Source organism: Pantoea sp. Lu_F5_004 (genome assembly GCF_051136245.1).
GTDB classification, from domain to species: Bacteria; Pseudomonadota; Gammaproteobacteria; order Enterobacterales; family Enterobacteriaceae; genus Pantoea; species Pantoea agglomerans.
Genome location: NZ_CP194946.1, coordinates 3488811 through 3508121, shown reverse-complemented (window position 1 = coordinate 3508121; position 19311 = coordinate 3488811). Strand labels below are relative to the sequence as shown.

Genomic DNA, 19311 nt, shown 5'->3' with positions numbered 1-19311 from the left:
TCAAAGCCTCAGTGATTACCGATAGCGTTACGTTTAATTATGCATGTTCACTGGCGGCGTGATGCTGTTTTCGGGGTAAATCTTCCCAGGCGAGAATGGTATTCCGGCCCTGATTTTTAGCCACATATAATGCGCTGTCAGCATTGGCGACCGCCAGGTCAAATTCATTATCATAAATAGGCGCGATGCCGGCACTGATGGTGACATGGGTTGAAACGGTTTCATTGAAAAGATGGGGAATTTCTAAATCCAGCACGTACTGACGGATTCGCTCTGCCAGTTTCATGGCGATGGAGCCGTTCACATTGGTCATCAATACCAGAAACTCTTCGCCGCCATAGCGGGTGACAACATCGCGTGAACGCACCGCATCACGAATCGCGACAGAGACCCGCGCCAGCGCCTGATCGCCCATCGCATGCCCGTAATTGTCGTTATAAGACTTAAAATGATCGATATCCAGCAGCAGCACATAGTGGCTGCCAGCATGGTTTTCCAGAATATTATCCAGCCGGTTCTTAAGACCACGACGGTTATAAAGCCCGGTCAGCGGGTCCAGCATGCTGAGGTCGCTGAATGTCTCTTTCTCTTCGTAGAGCTGATGCATCAGGCGCAGAGTAAAGTTGTCGGCACGGCGGCGCATCAGATGCTGTAGTGAGAAACCAATCAGCGGCAGCGTAATGGTCAGCAGGATCAGCGGCAGGTGCTGTGCATTGTCGAGCAGCAATACGGTGAGCACTGGTGGCGTGACATGCAGACAAAAAGCCCCCAGATAATCGCTCAGGGCGATGGCACTGATAAATAAAACACTGATCAAACTGATAATAAGAAAGCCACCATCAAAATAGAACACCTGATGAAAGCGATAATTAATATGCCAGGCCCAGAGCATTCCCAGCAGCAGCGCCACAGGATTTAACAGGGGAAGTTTTACTTTAGGCCATATTAAAAGGGAAATTAACATAATGCCGCTAAAGGCCGCGACACTCATTACCGGCAGGGTCGTCTCACTTTGCTCACTGTTCATTATTGGCAGCAGATGAAATAGCGAAACGGCGATATTCAGAAACAGGAAAAGCATCACTGAAAGCCGGTATTTACTCTGCTTCAGCTCTTCATAGGATTGTAATTTCATTATAAGTACTCGTGACGACCCTGAAATACTAAAGCGCACGCCGGCAAAATCAGGTTCTGCCAGACAATGAGCAAATTATTGCTGTTGCTGTTATTAAAGGTGTTATCGGCCGCAATCTAGCATTTTCCAACTGGTCTGTCATCTTCGTTGCCGGGCGTGACAAAAACAGGCTGCAGTGCAGGCAAAACTGTCATATGATAATGGGAATGCTTATCATTTGAGGTTTGTGTCATGGGGATAGCGATTATCGCGGCCTGCGGCCTGTGGGGAGTCAGTTGGGCACTGGGTAAAAAGCTGGATAGTGCGTGGGGCGTGTTGCTGCCGTGCATTGCGCTGCCGCTGTTCGCCTTATGGGAACCGAGCTTCAGCCAGTGGCGGATGGTGATGACGGTTGCGCTGCTGCTGACTGTCGTGATGCTGTTTAACCAGCGGCTGCGTCACTATCTGCTGCTGCCATCCTGTCTGGCGTTAGCGGGCGGACTGGCGGCTGTCTCTGTGAATTTTCATCTGAATTAACATAAGCGGAGTGGGTACAACCGGCGTACGGGGTAAAGCGGCTGGAAAAGGTAAAGCGACCGGAAAACAGAACAACTGGAAAAGGTAAAACGAGCAGGGGGTAAAGCGAAACCGCAGGGGAACAGAAGAGATGAGCGGGAAAGGCCTGAAGATGACAACGTTGGTGCGAAGAGAGGGACTTGAACCCTCACGTCCGTTAAGACACTAACACCTGAAGCTAGCGCGTCTACCAATTCCGCCACCTTCGCATCGAGTTGTCTGTTCATATCACCGCAATGGTGCGAAGAGAGGGACTTGAACCCTCACGTCCGTTAAGACACTAACACCTGAAGCTAGCGCGTCTACCAATTCCGCCACCTTCGCGCAGTGCTCGCGATATGAAACTTGTGATTTTGGTGCGAAGAGAGGGACTTGAACCCTCACGTCCGTTAGGACACTAACACCTGAAGCTAGCGCGTCTACCAATTCCGCCACCTTCGCATACCCGTAACACCTTGAGAATGTTACAACCACGGAGGCGCATTCTAGAGATTTTACTCTTTGCGTCAACAACTATTTCGTCGGGCTGAAACGATCGCTGTAAAAAGCAACGTTTTCAGCCCGGCAAAGCAGTTAACGGCAGGAAAAACCCTTAGCGCGTTTTGGCACCGCGACCATAGACGGCACGGTAAACTTTGAAGCGGCCGGTTTGCGCGATGACTTCGTGACTGCCGAAGGCTTCATCCAGCGCCTGCGGGTAGGGCAGGAAGGTGTTGGCAACGATACGCAACTCGCCGCCGGTATTCAGGTGCTTCACCGCACCACGAATCAGCGCCTGTGCGGCATCGAGGCTGGTCTGAGTGCCTTCATGGAAGGGCGGATTAGAGATAATCATGTCGAAACGACCGGTCACGTCAGAGAAGACGTTGCTGGCGAAGACTTCGCCCTCGATGCCATTGGCGGCCAGCGTCGCTTTACTCGCTTCAATCGCCGCTGCGTGCACGTCACACAGCCACAGACGCACTTTAGGCGAACGGGCAGGGAGCGATGCGGCAATCACGCCCGCGCCACAGCCCATATCCAGCACTTTACCTTTGGTGTGTGGGGTAAAGGTCGACAGCAGCAGGGCGCTGCCGCTATCCAGACCGTCACGGCTGAAGACGCCAGGCAGGGTATGAATCGTCAGACCGTCAAGCTGATACTGGTGACCAAAAGTGCTGGCATCGAATTCAGGCTGCTTGTCGAGGCGTCCGTGGTAGAGACCACAGCGACGCGCGCTATCGATCTTCTCCAGCTTCACCCACGACTCCATCATGCCTTCGGCGCTGCGCACGCCGCTGCGGTTTTCACCGACCACGAACACGTCGCAGCCCACCGGCAGCAGCGACAGCAGGTTCTGCAGCTGGAACTGCACTTCCGGCTTATTCTTGGTCCAGAAGTAGACAAGGGTATCGCAGCCCTGCACATCTTCGGCCTGCGCAACCATTCCGTAACGCGCCTGTTCGCCCATACGGCGGCTCAGGTTTTGCCAGTGATGATATTGCTGGGTGTGAACGCGCGACGAGGCGGTTTCCAGCTGAGCGGGCAGGTCATCCTGCAGATCGCCAGCAAATAAAACATGGCGGGCGGTAAATTCATCACTGTGGCGCAGAATGACTTCGCTGGCCGGGGTAAAAGCAGACATGTAGGGCTCCTGTAAGATCTGAGCGGGGATTATAGTGGTTTGTTGGCGCATGTTCGATGGGTTTGCTAGCATAGCGTCGCATTCAGGCAGCAGAACAGGTAACACCATGACGTCCAGGCGCGACTGGCTTTTACAGCAAATGGGAATTACGCAGTACCAACTGCGCCGCCCGCGCGTGCTTCAGGGCGAAATTGCCGTCACGCTGGCACCGGACACGCAGTTAATTATTGTCGCTGACGCGCCCCCCGGTTTGCATGAACCGCTTATGCGCGATGTGCTGCATGCCCTCAATCTGCAACCCGCTCAGGTAATGACCGTGACACCGGATCAGCTGCAAATGCTGCCGGAAACGCTGAACTGCGCGGGCTGGCTGCTCGGCGTAGAGAGCGAACAGACTTTCAATGGCGTGGCATTAACCAGCGCCTCTTTTAATGAACTGATCAGCAGCGGCGTCGCCAAACGCGCGCTCTGGCAACAGATGTGTAACCATGACAGCCATCTCTTTACTCACCCCTGACGATCTGGCGCAGGCCTTCGCCATTGAGTGTCGTAGTCACGCGTTTCCCTGGAGTGAAAAGACGTTTGCCAGCAATCAGGGCGAGCGCTTTATCAATTTACGTCTCGACGTTGACGGCAAAATGGCCGCCTTTGCGATTACGCAGGTGGTACTGGACGAAGCCTCGCTGTTTAACATCGCGGTCGATCCCGCTTTTCAGCGCCGGGGATTGGGCCGCCAGCTGTTGCAGCATCTGATCGATGAATTGATCAAACGCGACGTGCTGACGCTGTGGCTGGAAGTGCGGGCTTCGAACCTGCCCGCCATCGCGCTCTATGAGCAGCTTGGATTCAATCAGGTCAGTCGTCGCCCCAACTATTATCCCACCGCCAGCGGCCGTGAAGATGCCATTCTCATGGCACTGACGCCGTAGCGGTGTTAAGGAGCTTTAATGATTGATAACTGGGATTGCATCCTGTTTGATGCCGACGATACCCTTTTTCATTTCGACGCCTATGCCGGTTTGCAGCGCCTGTTCGCCGGTTATGACGTGCAGTTCACCGACCAGGATTACAGCGATTATCAGGCGATAAACAAGCCGCTGTGGGTCGATTATCAGAACGGTGCTATCTCCGCGTTACAGCTGCAGACTCAGCGTTTCAACCACTGGAGCGAAAAGCTCAGCGTTGCGCCGGAGATCCTCAACAGCGGCTTTCTCAGCGCAATGGGAGAGATCTGTACGCCGCTGCCGGGCGCGGTCAGCCTGATGAACCAGCTGCATGGCCGGGTGAAAATGGGCATCATCACCAACGGCTTTACTGCGCTGCAGCAGACGCGTCTGGAGCGCACCGGTTTTCGCGATTACTTCTCGGCGCTGGTAATCTCCGAGCAGGTCGGCCAGCCAAAACCGGCGCCAGAGATTTTTGATTACGCACTGAATCTGATGGGCAACCCGGATCGTGAGCGGGTGCTGATGGTGGGTGATACGCCAGAGTCAGACATTCTGGGCGGCATGAATGCCGGCATTAAAACCTGCTGGCTCGATCATGGCACCCGGCCGCTGCCGGAACATATTAAGCCCACCTGGCAGGTCAAATCGCTGGGCGAGCTGGAAGCGCTGCTCATCGGCTGACGGAAGACGCCTCGCAAATCAGCATCTTTCCCATAAAAAAGGCCCGCGCAGCGGTAATGTCAGTCAGTTAAGCGACAGGTGATAACGCAGTCTGGTGCCGATCAGGGGCTGGCGGTCCTCGCGCCGCTGCGCGGTCCCTTCACTTCATTCCTCTGCCTGACGGACCGCCGGGGATGGCACATCCTGTGCCGCCCCGCCTTTCGCCCGCGTCCTGCGGGCTCTCCTGGCAGACTCATTCTGTTCAGCGCTGCGGATTGCCTGCCCCTGCCCGGCACCGGCCTGCTCTGAAGCTTCTGGTGCGTGCTGTTAAAAAGGGCACGAGAGTGAAAGCCTGAGCGCCTCTGCTGCTGAAAGGGCTATCCACAGCGCTGAGGCGTGACGGTGGGCCAGAAGTCCACGCCGGGAAGCGTGGACAGTTCGGGGCCGGCCAGGGAGGGCCGATCCCCGAACGGTTCGTCGGCACGACGTCAAAGCCGAAGGTACCGCGTGAGCGGCGCGAGGACGGCCCGGCAGCAGCAGAGGTGCGCTGGCCCGCACTGCGGCACGCTCGCCCGGAAAAAAAGCTGCCACGTTTGACCGTGACAGCCTTTACAAATCTAATCTTAACTGACCAGCATTACCGCTGTGCGGGCCTTCGTTGTTTTATCTTTACAGCAGTGCCGGAACACTACTCTTTCTTCTCGTCGTCCTCATCCCGATCCTCTTTCACCGGTGTACTGGCGGTGAGCAGGAATGGCGACTGCTGCCAGCGGGTGCGGCGGTGGCGCAGCAGGGTGCGTGAGAGAATAATGCCGATAGCCAGCGCCAGCAGCATCATCAGACGCAGAATATTGGTGGTGTTATCGACCTGATGCGAGTCGGTGACCAGCACATGGGTATCCAGCGTCACGCGCAAAAAGCCCAGCGGACCCTCGTTTCCGGCCAGCGGCTGCACAATCTGATGGTTGAAATAGCTGCCCGCGCGCTGGCCGTCGAGCGCCAGCCGATCGCGTACATTGATGTTTTCACCGCTGTGCGCCACCAGGCTGCCGTCGCCGTCATAGACCGATGCATCCAGAATACGGCTGTTAGCCGTCATCTGATTAAGGATGGCTTCTATCTGAGTCCGGTTATTTTCACTGTTGTCCATCAACGGTTTAAGGCTGAACGCCACCTGGCTGGTCAGCGTATGCGCCAGCTCCTCGACCTGTTCAGAACGCGCCGCCTGATGACCGAGGCTGAACCAGGATGCGCCCTGCATCAGCACGACCAGCAGCGCCATCGAGATGAGAACGATCACGGTACGATGTAAGCGAAATTTCAGTGCGGTTTTAGCCATTAATCATCCGGGTCATATCACAACAGAAAGCCTGGAGATTATGTTGCCAGAAGCGGCGCAGACAAGGTAGCCTCTTGCGTGGTTTTGTTGTCCCTACAGGAGCTCTGATGCCAAATCGTTTAACCTGGTGCGATCTTCCCGCCGATGTCTCTCTCTGGCCGGGTTTGCCCCTTTCTCTTAGCGGTGATGAAGTGATGCCGCTGGATTATCGCGCTGGCCGTACCGGCTGGCTGCTGTATGGCCGCGGGCTGGATAAGCAGCGGCTGACCGATTACCAGCACCAGCTGGGTGCCGCCATGGTGATCGTCAGCGCCTGGAACGTCGATGAGTATCAGGTGATTCGTCTGGCGGGATCGCTGACGCCGTTTGCCAGCAAGCTGGCGCACGAGGCCGGACTGGATGTTGCGCCGCTGGGCAAAATCCCGCATCTCAAAACGCCAGGCCTGCTGGTGATGGATATGGACTCCACCGCGATTCAGATCGAGTGCATTGATGAGATTGCAAAACTGGCGGGCTGCGGCGAGCAGGTGGCGGAAGTCACGGAACGCGCGATGCGCGGCGAACTCGACTTCACCGCCAGCCTGCGTCAGCGCGTGGCCACGCTGCAGGGCGCGGACGCCAATATTCTGAAACAGGTGCGTGATGCCCTGCCGCTGATGCCAGGCTTAACCACCCTGACGCAGAAGCTGCAGGCGCTGGGCTGGCAGGTTGCCATCGCGTCTGGCGGCTTTACCTACTACGCCGAATACCTGCGCGACAAGCTGCATCTGTCGGCGGTGGTCGCTAATGAGCTCGAAATTCGCGACGGCAAACTGACCGGCAACGTGCTGGGACCGATTGTCGACGCACAATACAAAGCCGATACCCTGAAGAAGCTGGCGCAGCGTTTTGACATCGCGCCGGAACAGACGGTGGCGATCGGCGATGGTGCCAATGACCTGCTGATGATCAAAGCCTCAGCGCTGGGCATTGCGTTCCATGCTAAACCTAAGGTGAATGAGCAGACTGCGGTCACCATTCGCCATGCCGATTTAATGGGGGTGTTCTGCATCCTCACCGGCAGCCTGATCCACGAAGAGCGTTAACTGAGGTATTGATTTGGCCAAAGCGGCAAAACGCGCATTTGTCTGTAACGAATGTGGCGCAGATTACCCACGCTGGCAGGGGCAGTGCAGCGCCTGCCACGCCTGGAACACCATCACCGAGGTGCGCATTGCCGCCTCGCCCGCGGCTGCGCGTAACGAGCGCCTGAGTGGCTATGCCGGCAGCGCCGGAACCAGCCGGGTGCAGAAGCTCTCTGAAATCAGCCTGGAGGCATTACCGCGCTTCTCGACCAGCTTCAAAGAGTTTGACAGGGTGCTGGGCGGCGGAGTGGTGCCGGGCAGCGCCATTCTGATTGGCGGCAGCCCCGGCGCAGGCAAATCCACGCTGCTGCTGCAGGTGATGTGCCGGTTGTCAGAGGGCATGAAAACCCTGTATGTCACCGGTGAAGAGTCACTACAACAGGTGGCGATGCGCGCCCATCGTCTGGGATTACCTACCGAAAATGTGAATATGCTGTCGGAAACCAGCATTGAGCAGATCTGCCTGATCGCCGAACAGGAGCAGCCGCAACTGATGGTGATTGACTCGATCCAGGTGATGCACATGGCGGAGATCCAGTCATCGCCGGGCAGCGTCGCCCAGGTGCGTGAAACCGCCGCTTACCTGACGCGCTTCGCCAAGACGCGCGGTGTGGCGATCATCATGGTCGGTCACGTCACCAAAGATGGCTCCCTGGCCGGACCGAAAGTACTGGAGCACTGTATCGACTGTTCGGTACTGCTGGATGGCGATGCCGATTCCCGCTTCCGCACCCTGCGCAGTCATAAAAACCGCTTCGGCGCGGTCAATGAACTGGGTGTGTTTGCTATGACCGAGCAGGGCATGCGTGAAGTCAGCAACCCGTCAGCTATTTTCCTGTCGCGCGGCGAAGAGGTCACCTCGGGCAGTTCGGTGATGGTGCTGTGGGAAGGAACGCGACCGCTGCTGGTGGAGATTCAGGCGCTGGTCGATCACTCGATGATGGGCAATCCACGCCGCGTGGCAGTGGGTCTGGAGCAGAACCGTCTGGCGATTCTGCTGGCGGTGCTGCACCGGCACGGCGGATTGCAGATGGCGGATCAGGATGTGTTCGTTAACGTGGTCGGCGGCGTCAAAGTCACTGAAACCAGTGCTGACCTGGCGCTGATGCTGTCGATGGTGTCGAGCCTGCGCGATCGTCCGTTGCCGCAGGATCTGGTGATCTTCGGAGAAGTGGGACTGGCGGGCGAAATCCGTCCGGTGCCCAGCGGTCAGGAGCGCATCGCTGAAGCGGCGAAGCATGGCTTCAAACGCGCTATTGTACCGGCAGGGAATGCACCGAAAAAACCGATTGCCGGTATGCAGGTTTTCAGCGCGAAGAAGCTGGCCGATGCGCTGGCGATTCTGGACGATCTGTAACGCGCCTGCGGCCGCCAGCGAAAAACCGCTGGCAGGCCGCTCCCACCTTAACCGCATTGATGCAGGAGGCACGACATGTCGTCGTTTGATTATCTGAAAACGGCCATTCGCCAGCAGGGCCACACGCTGCAACAGGTCGCTGATGCCAGCGGCATGACCAAAGGCTATCTGAGCCAGTTGCTCAATGCCAAAATCAAAAGCCCCAGCGCGCAAAAGCTGGAGGCGCTGCACCGTTTTCTGGGGCTGGAGTTTCCGCGCCGCGATAAAACGGTGGGCGTGGTGTTTGGTAAGTTCTATCCGCTGCACACCGGCCATATCTATCTGATTCAGCGCGCCTGTAGCCAGGTCGATGAGCTGCATATCATCATGGGCTACGACGAGCCACGTGACCGCGAGCTGTTTGAGAACAGCGCGATGTCACAACAGCCCACGGTCAGCGATCGCCTGCGCTGGCTGTTGCAGACCTTTAAGTATCAGAAAAATATCCGCATTCACGCCTTTGATGAGGAGGGGATCGAGCCCTATCCGCACGGCTGGGATGTCTGGAGTAAGGGCGTCAGCGCGTTTCTCAGCGAGCATGGTATTGCGCCGGACTGCATCTACACCAGCGAAGCGCCCGATGCGGAGATGTATCAGCAGCATCTTGGCATTCAGACCGTACTGGTCGATCCCAGCCGATCCTTTATGAGCATCAGCGGCGCGCAGATCCGTCAGGATCCGTTCCGCTTCTGGGATTACATCCCGACCGAAGTGAAACCTTTCTTTGTGCGCACCGTGGCGATCCTCGGCGGTGAGTCGAGCGGTAAATCGACGCTGGTGAATAAACTCGCCAACATTTTCAATACCACCAGTGCCTGGGAATATGGCCGCGACTATGTCTTTTCCCACCTGGGCGGTGATGAAATGGCACTGCAATATTCTGATTACGACAAGATCGCGCTGGGCCAGGCGCAGTACATCGATTTCGCGGTTAAATACGCCAATAAAGTGGCCTTTATCGACACCGACTTTGTCACCACGCAGGCGTTTTGTCTGAAGTATGAGGGGCGTGAACATCCGTTTGTGCAGGCACTGATCGATGAATATCGCTTTGATCTGGTGATTCTGCTGGAGAACAACGTGCCGTGGGTTGCCGATGGCTTGCGCAGCCTGGGCAGTTCCGTTGATCGACGGGAGTTTCAGTCGATGCTGGTGACGATGCTGCGGGAAAACAACATCGAATTCCTGCACGTGCAGGAGGATGATTATGACACCCGGTTCCTGCGCTGCATTGAACTGGTGAAAGCGATGCTGGGCGAGAAAAACGCCCAGCCGTAACGCATGCTGTGACCCGGTCTGCCGCAGGGCAGCCGGGTCAGCGCATTAATACACCATCACTACTTTGCCGCGCATGTGGCCTTCCAGTACGCGCTGATGGGCAGCGGTTAAGGTCTCAACGCTCAGGCCGTGCAGCGTCTCGCTCAGTGTGGTTTGCAGCTTACCTTCATCCAGCAACGCCGAGACGGCATCCAGAATCTCGCCCTGACGCGCCATATCCGGCGTGTTAAACATGCTGCGGGTGTACATCAGCTCGAAATGCAGTGCGGCACTCTTCAGCTTCAGCTGATCCATTGACAGCGGATGTTCGTTTTCCACAATGGTACAGATATGGCCCTGCGGGGCGATAAGCTTTGCCATGGTCTCCCAGTGGCCGTCGGTATCATTCAGGCAGAAGATATAGTCGACCTGCTTAATACCCTGTTTTTCCAGCTCTCCAATCATATCTTTGTAGTTGATCACCAGATCGGCGCCACGATCGCGGCACCACTGCGCGGAATCTTCACGCGAAGCGGTGGCAATGATCTTCACCTTGCTGCGCAGCTTCGCCAGCGGGATCGCCAGCGATCCGACGCCGCCCGCGCCGCCGACGATCAGCAGCGTCTGATCTTCCGTTGCTGACTCAAGGTTCAGTCGCTCAAACAATCCTTCCCAGGCGGTCAGGGCCGTCAGCGGGATCGCAGCGGACTGCGCCCAGTCCAGGCTCTCTGGCTTGTGACCGGTGATGCGTGAGTCAACCAGCTGCTCGGTGCTGTTACTGCCGGGACGGGTCAGGTCGCCCGCATAAAAAACTTTATCGCCTGGCTTAAAGTTGCTGACTTTGCTGCCCACTTCCAGCACCACACCGCTGGCATCCCAGCCGAGGATGCGAGGCTGCTGCAGGCCGTTCTTCATCGCCCCTTTGTGCACCTTGGTATCAACCGGATTGACCGACGCGGCTTTAACTTCGACCCGCAGGTCATACTCACCTGGCGCTGGGGTTTCAGGGAAAATTTCAGTGAAGTTTTCAGGACTTTCCGGATTAATTGCGATAGCGCGAATAGACATAAATTTTTCCTGTTTAGTCAGGCTGGAAGCCTGGATCTTGTGGTTGCCATTCTGGCCCTGGAGAGTGCTCACACTCCGCAGGGGCTGTGCCACGCTGTTCGCGGCAGACTGGCTGATGATTCGGAACAGGCTTTAAGTGTAGAACCTGATTTTAGCGGTGATAAGATGGACAATCCTTCATAGAGTGTTCGTCTGAGGTGAACAATGGCGTTTCGTCAGTGGCAGGATATGGCGCTGTTTGCGCTGGTGGCGGAGTGCGGCAGCTTTACCGGCGCGGCAGAACGCGCAGGGCTGCCAAAATCGAGCGTCAGTCAGCGCATCAGCCAGCTGGAGCAGCGGCTGGGGATTCGTCTGCTGAACCGTACCACCCGCCAGCTCAATCTGACCTTTGCCGGTGAGCGCTATCTGCTGCATTGTCAGGAGATGATGCAGGCCAGTGAACGCGCCGATCAGGCGATCGCCAGCCTGCGCGAAAACCCCAGCGGGCGTCTGCGCATCACCAGCCCGGCGGGGATTGGTGCCACGCTGCTGGCGCGCTGTAACGCGGCGTTTTTACGTCTCTATCCCGATGTGACGCTGGATGTCTCGATCTCCGATGAGATGCGTGATCTGGTGCAGGAGGGCTTTGATGTGGCGCTGCGCACCGGTCAGCCGCAGGAGTCCTCGCTGATTGGCCGCCGGATAGGCAACTGCCCGCGACTGCTGGTCGCTTCACAGCGCTATCTTGATCAGCATCCGCCGCTGGTTCATCCACAGCAGTTGTCGGCCCACCGCTGTATTGCGCATCGCGCCTGGAATGAATGGGTGTTGCAGCGCGATGATGAGTTCTATCGCTGGCTGCTGCCGCCGGGCCATCTCACCGACAATTTGCTCTATGCGCGCGAATCTGCGCTGGGCGATGCGGGCATTACGCTGCTGCCGCACTTTCTGACCGATGGGGCGATGGCGGATCCCCGGCTGGTGCCGGTACTGCCGGAATGGGAAATCGAGGGGAATGAGCTCTGGCTGGTCTATCCGGGCCGTAAACTGAATTCACCTGCGCTGGCGCGGTTTATTGAGTTCGCGCTGCAGTCACCGGTGTTCAGGGAGTTTTATCGCTGACCGGCACAATGTGGCGCAGGAAGAGTGCCGCCATTTTTTCCGGGCCACTCTGGTAACCCGCGATATTTGCCGCTAACCAGTCGCTGGGGCTCACGCCTTCCCAGTTCACCTGATAGCCTGCATGAAGAATGATATGTTCGAACAGAATGCGTAATGCCCGACCGTTTCCTTCCCGAAAGGGATGCAGAATATTGAACTCGCAGTAATACCAGGAAACCTGATGACAAAAAGCTTCATGGTTAGCCTGCTCCAGCCATCTTTCGCACGCCAGTTTTGCAAATAATTTCGCCGCTTCACGCAGAATAAAAGCGGGCTGGCAAAAGCGGGTCTCTCCTTTGCTGATAGAGATATCGCGTATCTGGCCCGCCCAGCTATAAAGCTCGTTAAACAGGCAGTAATGAATGTGACACAGTGACTGGAGGGTAAAAGGAGGATGAGAGAGCTTAATGTGGTGAATGGTCAGCGCGGTAACATCACGCTCAGCCTGATCCAGCAGTGTTTGTTCGCGGATATCATAACGATTGATCAGCACATCGGAATCGGGATAACAGTAGTGATCTCGCCAGACAAGATAACGATTCACGTTGGCTTCCTGTTACTGCTTATAGCGGCGCCGAACCTGTTCCAGGGTCGATAATTCAGCATCTGCTGAAATACGTATCCCCTCCAGCAGGGAACTTGCGGCAAAGTTTGCGACTTTAGTGGCTTCATAAATCGCTTCAGCTTTTTTAGCCACTGGCCGCTCAGCTTTTTTCTTCATTGCGTTCAGCCCTTAAAACGTCACTGGTGAAGCAGGAGGAGGCCTGAGCCTCCCCCTGACATCGTTACTTCGTCATACGCTTGTACTTGATGCGCTTCGGCTCCAGCGCTTCGGCACCGAGGGTACGCTTCTTGTACTCTTCATATTCGGTAAAGTTACCTTCGAAGAATTCGATATTGCCCTCATCCTGATAATCCAGAATGTGCGTGGCGATACGGTCCAGGAACCAGCGGTCATGCGAGATCACCATGGCACAACCCGGGAACTCCAGCAGGGCGTTTTCCAGCGCGCGCAGGGTTTCAATGTCCAGGTCGTTGGTTGGTTCATCGAGCAGCAGCATGTTGCCGCCAACCTGCAGCAGCTTCGCGAGGTGCAGACGACCACGCTCACCACCCGACAGTTCGCCTACGCGTTTGCCCTGATCGACGCCTTTAAAGTTAAAGCGGCCGACATAGGCGCGGCTTGGCATCTCGGTGTTACCGATGCGCATGATGTCCTGACCGCCGGAAACCTCTTCCCACACGGTTTTGGCGTTATCCATGCTGTCGCGGAACTGATCCACGGACGCCAGCTTCACGGTTTCACCCAGTACAATCTCGCCCGAATCAGGTTGTTCCTGACCGGACATCATGCGGAACAGCGTCGATTTACCCGCGCCGTTCGGACCGATAATCCCGACAATCGCGCCTTTCGGTACCGAGAACGAAAGATCGTCAATCAGCACACGGTCGCCATAGGACTTACGCAGATTGCTGACTTCCAGCACTTTGTCACCCAGACGGGCACCTGGCGGAATGAACAGTTCGTTAGTTTCGTTACGTTTCTGATAGTCGGTGTTGTTCAGCTCTTCAAAGCGTGCCAGACGGGCTTTGCCTTTAGACTGCTGGCCTTTTGGCCCTTTGCGCACCCACTCCAGCTCTTTCTCAATCGACTTACGACGAGCGGCTTCAGAAGAGGCTTCCTGCGCCAGACGCGCATCTTTCTGCTCCAGCCAGGAGGAGTAGTTACCTTCCCACGGAATCCCTTCACCGCGGTCAAGTTCCAGAATCCAGCCTGCAACGTTATCCAGGAAGTAACGGTCATGCGTAATCGCGACGACGGTACCTTCGAAGTCGTGCAGGAAGCGCTCCAGCCAGGCGACAGATTCGGCGTCCAGGTGGTTCGTCGGTTCGTCCAGCAGCAACATGTCTGGTTTTTCCAGCAGCAGGCGGCAGAGGGCGACGCGACGACGTTCACCACCGGAAAGGGTGGCGATTTTCGCGTCCCAGTCAGGCAGGCGCAGCGCATCGGCAGCACGTTCCAACTGGGTATTCAGGTTGTGACCATCGTGAGCCTGGATGATCTCTTCCAGACGGCCCTGTTCAGCGGCCAGTTTGTCGAAGTCTGCATCTTCTTCAGCATAGAGCGCATAGACTTCATCGAGACGCTTCAGTGCGCCAACGACTTCTGACAGCGCTTCTTCTACCGACTCACGCACGGTGTGTTCAAGGTTAAGCTGCGGTTCCTGCGGCAGGTAGCCAATCTTGAGGCCTGGCTGCGGACGCGCTTCCCCTTCGATATCTTTATCGATGCCGGCCATGATGCGCAGCAGGGTAGATTTACCCGCGCCGTTCAGGCCGAGTACGCCAATTTTTGCGCCAGGGAAGAAGCTGAGCGAGATGTTTTTCAGGATATGTCGCTTCGGCGGAACCACTTTGCCGACGCGATGCATGCTATAGACGAATTGAGCCACGTTGGTTTGAGCCTCTGGGTCTGTTGGTCGTTGGAATGATGTCGAAGTTTAGCCTTTTTCACCGTTTAATCCCAGCCGGGGGGCGGCGAATATTAGCGTGGCGGAGCCGATGCCGGGCATTGCCAGGCATAACTGACTGATTTCCACACTCAATAGCTGACAGAGTCAGGAGAGCATGTCAGAAAGAGGCGTCAGGGCAGACGCAGCGGGATCGCCTGCTGGGCCAGCCAGTTTTGCAACGCCTGATCGGGCGCGCTGTCACTCACCAGCAGATCAAAGCGCTGCAGCTCGGCGATGCGGGCAGGCAGCACCTTGCCATATTTACTGCTGTCAGCCACCAGCACCGACTTTCGGGCGCGCAGCATGGCGTGATGCTTCATCATCAGCTCATTGGTGTTGTAGCAGGTCGCGCCCTGATCTTTGTCGATGCCTGCCGCGGAGATAAAGGCCAGCGTCGGGCAGAGATCGTCAAGGATGGTATGCACGCCAATCGGCGTAAACAGGGCGTTGTCAGCATGAAATTCACCGCCGCTGAGAATCACGTTACAGGCCGGTTTCTCTTTCAGCGTCAGAAAGGTATTCATGGCGCAGCAGATGGCAGTAAACGACAGGGTGTCGGGAATCGCATCCACGATGTAGGGCAGGGTAGTGCCGCAGTCAAAAAAGACCGTATCGTTCTCATTGATCAGGCTGGCGGCCGCCTGTGCCAGCCGCTGCTTTCTGGCGGCATTCTGGCCATGCTGGTCGCTGACAAAATAGTGGCTGGCATGACTTTTCGGATCGCTGACGATATAGCCGCCCAGCAGGACCACGCTGGAGCCCGGCTCGGTTAAATCGCGGCGAACCGTCATCTCTGAGACGCCAAGCAGCTGGGCCGCATCTTTCAGATGCAGTTTGTCGGTGCGTTTCAGCGCCTGCGTCAGCTTGTGAATGCGTTCGTCGCGCCGGGTTTCCATGGTCATCTCTCTGTTCCCTATCCTGCAGTGCGGAGGAAAGACGCCGGGATCGACGTCAATACGCTACAAACCTCACAGATTTGAATGAGTTGCGTCTCATCCGCCAGGCTGGCAGTCAATCTTACCTGCAATCCGTGAGGGCCGCAAACCTCCGCCGTGCTGTCAGCGTGTGGTGATATCGGCACATCACCGCGGGCGGTTGTGGCTTCACCATCCGCGTTCAATGATGTTAGGTTGTTATAATAATAACACTGAAAATCCCATTGCATGCCGTTATTCGCCCATAACCACCGTGTCAGGATGTGGTTTTTGTCACATATTTAACCTTTAAGAATTGTTATTGTTAATTTAATAACATTTTAAGTTTAAAAAACATCCGGGAGAAAAGGTCATGACAATTGCGGTCATCGGCTCAAACATGGTCGATCTGATTACCTATACCAACAGCCTGCCGAAAGCGGGTGAAACCCTTGAAGCGCCCGACTTTGCCATTGGCTGCGGCGGTAAAGGGGCCAACCAGGCGGTCGCGGCGGCAAAAATGGGCGGCAACGTGATGATGGTCAGCAAGGTCGGTGACGATCTCTTTGCTCCGAACACCGTTGCAAACCTTCAACAGCAGGGTGTGGACACGCGCTTCGTCACCACGGCGGCGGGCACCTCCAGCGGCGTGGCACCGATTTTTGTCGATGACCAGTCGCAGAACTGCATTCTGATTATCAAGGGCGCAAACCAGCAGCTGAAACCGGCCGATATCGACGACGCGGCAGAGGCGCTGAAAGCCTGCCAGCTGATCATTCTGCAGCTGGAGATCCCGCTGGAGACGGTCTATTACGCCATCGATTTTGCCCGCCAGCATCAGATCAAAGTGATCCTTAATCCGGCGCCGGCCGTCGCCACGCTTGATATTGATTACGCCTGCAAATGCGACTTCTTTATGCCCAACGAAACCGAGCTGGAGATCCTTACCGGCCTGCCGGTCAGCAGTGATGAAGAGGTGATCCTCGCCGGACAGTCGCTGCTGAAGCGCGGCCTTAAAAATCTGATCATCACCCTGGGCAGTCGGGGATCGGTCTGGATGAGCGGCGACGAGGTCCATCGCGTGGCTGCCACACCGGTTCAGGCGGTCGACACCAGCGGCGCGGGCGATGCCTTTATCGGCTGCTTTGCTTATCTGCTGGTGAAAACCGGCGATGTGGCCGCCGCCATGACCCAGGCGTCTGCCTATGCCGCCTGCAGCGTCACCGGGCGCGGCACCCAGCGCGCCTATCCCGACGCAGAGAGTTTCCAGCGTTTTCTCAACCGTAACTGAGGTTCTGCCATGCAACAGAAAATTGTTCAGCAATCTGATGGCTATCTGAATAAAACGCCGCTGTTCCAGTTCATTCTGCTGTCGTGCCTCTTTCCGCTCTGGGGTTGTGCGGCGAGTCTTAACGATATCCTGATCACCCAGTTTAAAAGCGTATTTGCGCTGAGCGACTTTGCCAGTGCGCTGGTGCAGAGTGCCTTTTATGGCGGCTATTTTCTGATTGCGATCCCCGCGTCGCTGGTGATCCGCAAGACCAGTTACAAGATGGCGATCATGATCGGCCTGGCGCTCTACATTGCCGGCTGTATCGCCTTCTATCCCGCCTCGCACATGGCGACCTACACCATGTTCCTGGCGGCGATATTTGCCATCGCCATCGGCCTGAGTTTCCTGGAAACCGCCGCCAACACTTACAGTTCGATGATTGGCCATCGTGATCACGCCACGCTGCGCCTCAACGTCAGTCAGACCTTCTATCCGATCGGGGCGCTGATGGGGATCGTGCTGGGCAAATATCTGGTGTTCCAGGAGGGCGACAGCCTGGAGAGTCAGATGGCGACCATGACGGCAGAGCAGGCACATGCGTTCCGCCTGACGATGCTGGAACACACGCTGGAGCCCTACAAATATCTGGTGATGGTGCTGGTGGTGGTGATGCTGCTGTTTATGTTCACCCGCTATCCGCGCTGTAAACCCGAAAGCAGCGAGAGATCGCGCCCTTCGCTGGGCGAGACGTTCCGCTATCTGGCTGGCAACCGACACTTTAAACGTGGAATTGTGACCCAGTTTCTCTATGTCGGCATGCAGGTCGCGGTCTGGTCGTTTACCATTCGTCTGGCGCTGACGCTGGGGGCAACTAATGAACGTCACGCCTCGAACTTTATGATCTACAGCTTCATCTGCTTCTTTATCGGCAAGTTCGTGGCGAACTTCCTGATGACCCGTTTCCGCGCCGGGAAGGTGCTGATTGCCTATTCGGTGCTGGGAGTGCTGACGCTGGCTTATGTGATGCTGGTGCCGAACTTTACCGCCGTCTACGCCGCCGTCTTTGTCAGCGTGCTGTTTGGTCCCTGCTGGGCGACGATCTACGCGGGAACGCTGGCGACGGTCGATAATAAATATACCGAAGTCGCGGGCGCGTTTATCGTGATGGCGATTGTCGGTGCGGCCTTTGTCCCGGCGCTGCAGGGTTTGGTTTCGGACTCACTGGGTTCTATGCAGCTGGCATTTGGCGTCTCGCTGCTCTGTTTCGCCTGGGTCGGATTCTACTTCTATGGCGAACTGCGCCATAAAAAACAGCCGGTTGCGACCGGTCGTCTGGCGGAGGAGTTACCATGAAAACCCGTTTACCCTTAGCGCGTGAACAGTTTCACACCACACCCTGGGTGCTGCTGGAGAGCGATGATTTCCGGGTTGAGCTGTTTCGCTATCCGGCGGGCATTGAGGCGGTGCGCATTCATAACCGGCGCGGCAACGTGACCGTGCTGCCGTTTCTCGGGCAGATGATCTGGGACGCAGAGTTCGACGATCATAACCTGACAATGGGCCACAGTTTTAAGCAGCCGCTGCCCGCAAATTCGATCATCGACACCTATGGCTGTTTCGCGTTTCATTCAGGGCTGCTGGCCAACGGCTGTCCCGCACCAGAGGACGATCATCCGCTGCATGGTGAGATGGCCTGCGCCCGCATGGACAGTGCCTGGCTGGTGCTGGAGGATCAGACGCTGTCGCTGGAAGGGGAGTGTGAATATGTCAAAGGCTTCGGCCATCACTACCTGGCCGCACCCGCCGTCCGCATTCCTGCCGACCAGCCCCGGCTGACGATCGAGATGACAGTTACTAATCTGGCTGGCGCGCCGATGCCGCTGCAGTATATGTGTCACCTCAACAGTGCGTGGATCGATCAGGGCCGCTTCCGGCAGTCGATCCCCGAACAGGCATTCCAGCTGCGTCGTTCGATCCCGGCGCATCTGCGACCGACGCCCGCCTGGCGGGATTACACCGATCGGCTGGCGCGCGATCCGCAGGCGTTACAGCAGCTCGATCAGCCGCAGCTCTGCGATCCGGAGATCGTCTTTTTCGCGGACGATCTGCCGCAGTATGGCGATGAGGTGCAGTTTGAGCTGCATGCGCCGCAGGGCTATGCGCTGATGACGCGCTTCTCTACCGCGCAGTTCCCGCACGCCACTCGCTGGCTGCTGCATAACCACGATCAGCAGGTGGCGGCCTATATTCTACCCGCCACCTGTCGGCCAGAGGGCTTTCTTGCCGCGCAGCAGGCTGGCACGCTGATCACCCTGGCGCACGGTGAACAGCGCCACTTTTCTGTCGAGACCGGCTTACTCTGAGCC

At 56.8% G+C, this 19311-nt stretch carries 19 protein-coding genes and 3 tRNA genes; 11 read left to right on the top strand and 11 right to left on the bottom strand.

The window, feature by feature from the left end; all coding sequences use genetic code 11:
• Window positions 1-37 precede the first annotated feature (37 nt).
• Complete coding sequence (locus ACR8BN_RS16360) at window positions 38-1135, bottom strand: GGDEF domain-containing protein (RefSeq protein WP_134161604.1); 1098 nt, start codon at window positions 1133-1135, stop codon at window positions 38-40.
• A gap of 231 nt (window positions 1136-1366) precedes the next feature.
• Here ACR8BN_RS16360 and ACR8BN_RS16355 point away from each other — a divergent pair, with 231 nt between their 5' ends.
• A complete protein-coding gene (locus ACR8BN_RS16355) occupies window positions 1367-1651 on the top strand; it encodes a DUF1435 domain-containing protein (protein WP_010251467.1) in 285 nt (94 codons plus the stop codon).
• 161 nt (window positions 1652-1812) lie between these two features.
• Here ACR8BN_RS16355 and ACR8BN_RS16350 read toward each other — a convergent pair.
• From ACR8BN_RS16350 to rsmC, 4 genes are all read right to left on the bottom strand, one after another.
• Window positions 1813-1899 (bottom strand) — tRNA-Leu (locus ACR8BN_RS16350).
• A gap of 28 nt (window positions 1900-1927) precedes the next feature.
• Window positions 1928-2014 (bottom strand) — tRNA-Leu (locus ACR8BN_RS16345).
• 30 nt (window positions 2015-2044) lie between these two features.
• Window positions 2045-2131: transfer RNA gene (locus ACR8BN_RS16340), tRNA-Leu, on the bottom strand.
• A 151-nt stretch (window positions 2132-2282) separates the two neighbouring features.
• Complete coding sequence (gene rsmC, locus ACR8BN_RS16335; protein ID WP_010253598.1) at window positions 2283-3314, bottom strand: 16S rRNA (guanine(1207)-N(2))-methyltransferase RsmC; 1032 nt, start codon at window positions 3312-3314, stop codon at window positions 2283-2285.
• 106 nt (window positions 3315-3420) lie between these two features.
• On the opposite strand from rsmC, the gene ACR8BN_RS16330 reads away from it, so the two are divergent.
• The 3 genes from ACR8BN_RS16330 to yjjG are packed head-to-tail and all read left to right on the top strand — an operon-like array spanning window position 3421 to window position 4942.
• Window positions 3421-3831, top strand: a complete 411-nt coding sequence (locus tag ACR8BN_RS16330) for a DNA polymerase III subunit psi (RefSeq protein ID WP_022625367.1) — start codon at window positions 3421-3423, stop codon at window positions 3829-3831.
• Entirely contained in the window at window positions 3803-4243 is a 441-nt protein-coding gene (gene rimI / locus ACR8BN_RS16325) for a ribosomal protein S18-alanine N-acetyltransferase (RefSeq protein ID WP_010253603.1), read from the top strand. Before ACR8BN_RS16330 ends, rimI begins: the two co-directional genes overlap by 29 nt.
• An 18-nt stretch (window positions 4244-4261) precedes the next feature.
• Entirely contained in the window at window positions 4262-4942 is a 681-nt protein-coding gene (yjjG, locus tag ACR8BN_RS16320; RefSeq protein WP_010671712.1) for a pyrimidine 5'-nucleotidase, read from the top strand.
• Window positions 4943-5609: 667 nt separating this feature from the next.
• Here yjjG and ACR8BN_RS16315 read toward each other — a convergent pair.
• Complete coding sequence (locus tag ACR8BN_RS16315; RefSeq protein WP_010253606.1) at window positions 5610-6260, bottom strand: YtjB family periplasmic protein; 651 nt, start codon at window positions 6258-6260, stop codon at window positions 5610-5612.
• Between the two features lie 107 nt (window positions 6261-6367).
• Between ACR8BN_RS16315 and serB the strand changes: the two genes are divergently transcribed.
• The 3 genes from serB (at window position 6368) to nadR (ending at window position 10058) form a co-directional block, all read left to right on the top strand.
• A complete protein-coding gene (serB, locus tag ACR8BN_RS16310; RefSeq protein WP_031593286.1) occupies window positions 6368-7345 on the top strand; it encodes a phosphoserine phosphatase in 978 nt (325 codons plus the stop codon).
• A 13-nt stretch (window positions 7346-7358) separates the two neighbouring features.
• Entirely contained in the window at window positions 7359-8741 is a 1383-nt protein-coding gene (gene radA / locus ACR8BN_RS16305; RefSeq protein WP_031593287.1) for a DNA repair protein RadA, read from the top strand.
• Between the two features lie 75 nt (window positions 8742-8816).
• A complete protein-coding gene (nadR, locus tag ACR8BN_RS16300) occupies window positions 8817-10058 on the top strand; it encodes a multifunctional transcriptional regulator/nicotinamide-nucleotide adenylyltransferase/ribosylnicotinamide kinase NadR (protein WP_010253612.1) in 1242 nt (413 codons plus the stop codon).
• A 45-nt stretch (window positions 10059-10103) separates the two neighbouring features.
• On the opposite strand, the gene ACR8BN_RS16295 is transcribed toward nadR, so the two are convergent.
• Window positions 10104-11105, bottom strand: coding sequence for a zinc-binding alcohol dehydrogenase family protein (locus tag ACR8BN_RS16295; protein ID WP_031593288.1), 1002 nt, complete (start codon window positions 11103-11105; stop codon window positions 10104-10106).
• 204 nt (window positions 11106-11309) lie between these two features.
• Here ACR8BN_RS16295 and ACR8BN_RS16290 point away from each other — a divergent pair, with 204 nt between their 5' ends.
• Window positions 11310-12206, top strand: a complete 897-nt coding sequence (locus ACR8BN_RS16290; protein ID WP_010253616.1) for a LysR family transcriptional regulator — start codon at window positions 11310-11312, stop codon at window positions 12204-12206.
• On the opposite strand, the gene ACR8BN_RS16285 is transcribed toward ACR8BN_RS16290, so the two are convergent.
• The 4 genes from ACR8BN_RS16285 to deoR all read right to left on the bottom strand — a co-directional run bounded on the left by ACR8BN_RS16285 (window position 12187) and on the right by deoR (window position 15654).
• Window positions 12187-12789: a Fic/DOC family protein gene (locus ACR8BN_RS16285; RefSeq protein ID WP_434747111.1), complete on the bottom strand. Its 603-nt coding sequence runs from the start codon at window positions 12787-12789 to the stop codon at window positions 12187-12189. The genes ACR8BN_RS16290 and ACR8BN_RS16285 overlap by 20 nt on opposite strands.
• Window positions 12790-12801: 12 nt before the next feature.
• A complete protein-coding gene (locus ACR8BN_RS16280) occupies window positions 12802-12966 on the bottom strand; it encodes a YhfG family protein (RefSeq protein WP_109652447.1) in 165 nt (54 codons plus the stop codon).
• A gap of 64 nt (window positions 12967-13030) precedes the next feature.
• On the bottom strand, window positions 13031-14698 hold the full coding sequence (gene ettA / locus ACR8BN_RS16275; protein WP_031593292.1) for an energy-dependent translational throttle protein EttA: 1668 nt from the start codon (window positions 14696-14698) through the stop codon (window positions 13031-13033).
• A gap of 191 nt (window positions 14699-14889) precedes the next feature.
• Complete coding sequence (gene deoR, locus ACR8BN_RS16270) at window positions 14890-15654, bottom strand: DNA-binding transcriptional repressor DeoR (protein ID WP_010253621.1); 765 nt, start codon at window positions 15652-15654, stop codon at window positions 14890-14892.
• A gap of 391 nt (window positions 15655-16045) precedes the next feature.
• Here deoR and rbsK point away from each other — a divergent pair, with 391 nt between their 5' ends.
• From rbsK to ACR8BN_RS16255, 3 genes are read left to right on the top strand one after another with little or no spacing between them, the layout of a single operon-like run.
• Entirely contained in the window at window positions 16046-16963 is a 918-nt protein-coding gene (gene rbsK / locus ACR8BN_RS16265; protein WP_434747110.1) for a ribokinase, read from the top strand.
• Between the two features lie 9 nt (window positions 16964-16972).
• Window positions 16973-18298 carry an L-fucose:H+ symporter permease gene (gene fucP / locus ACR8BN_RS16260; protein ID WP_115387915.1) on the top strand — a complete coding sequence of 442 codons (1326 nt, stop codon included), beginning with the start codon at window positions 16973-16975 and terminating at the stop codon, window positions 18296-18298.
• On the top strand, window positions 18295-19308 hold the full coding sequence (locus tag ACR8BN_RS16255) for an aldose 1-epimerase family protein (protein ID WP_031593295.1): 1014 nt from the start codon (window positions 18295-18297) through the stop codon (window positions 19306-19308). Before fucP ends, ACR8BN_RS16255 begins: the two co-directional genes overlap by 4 nt.
• The last annotated feature ends 3 nt before the right edge of the window (window positions 19309-19311 follow it).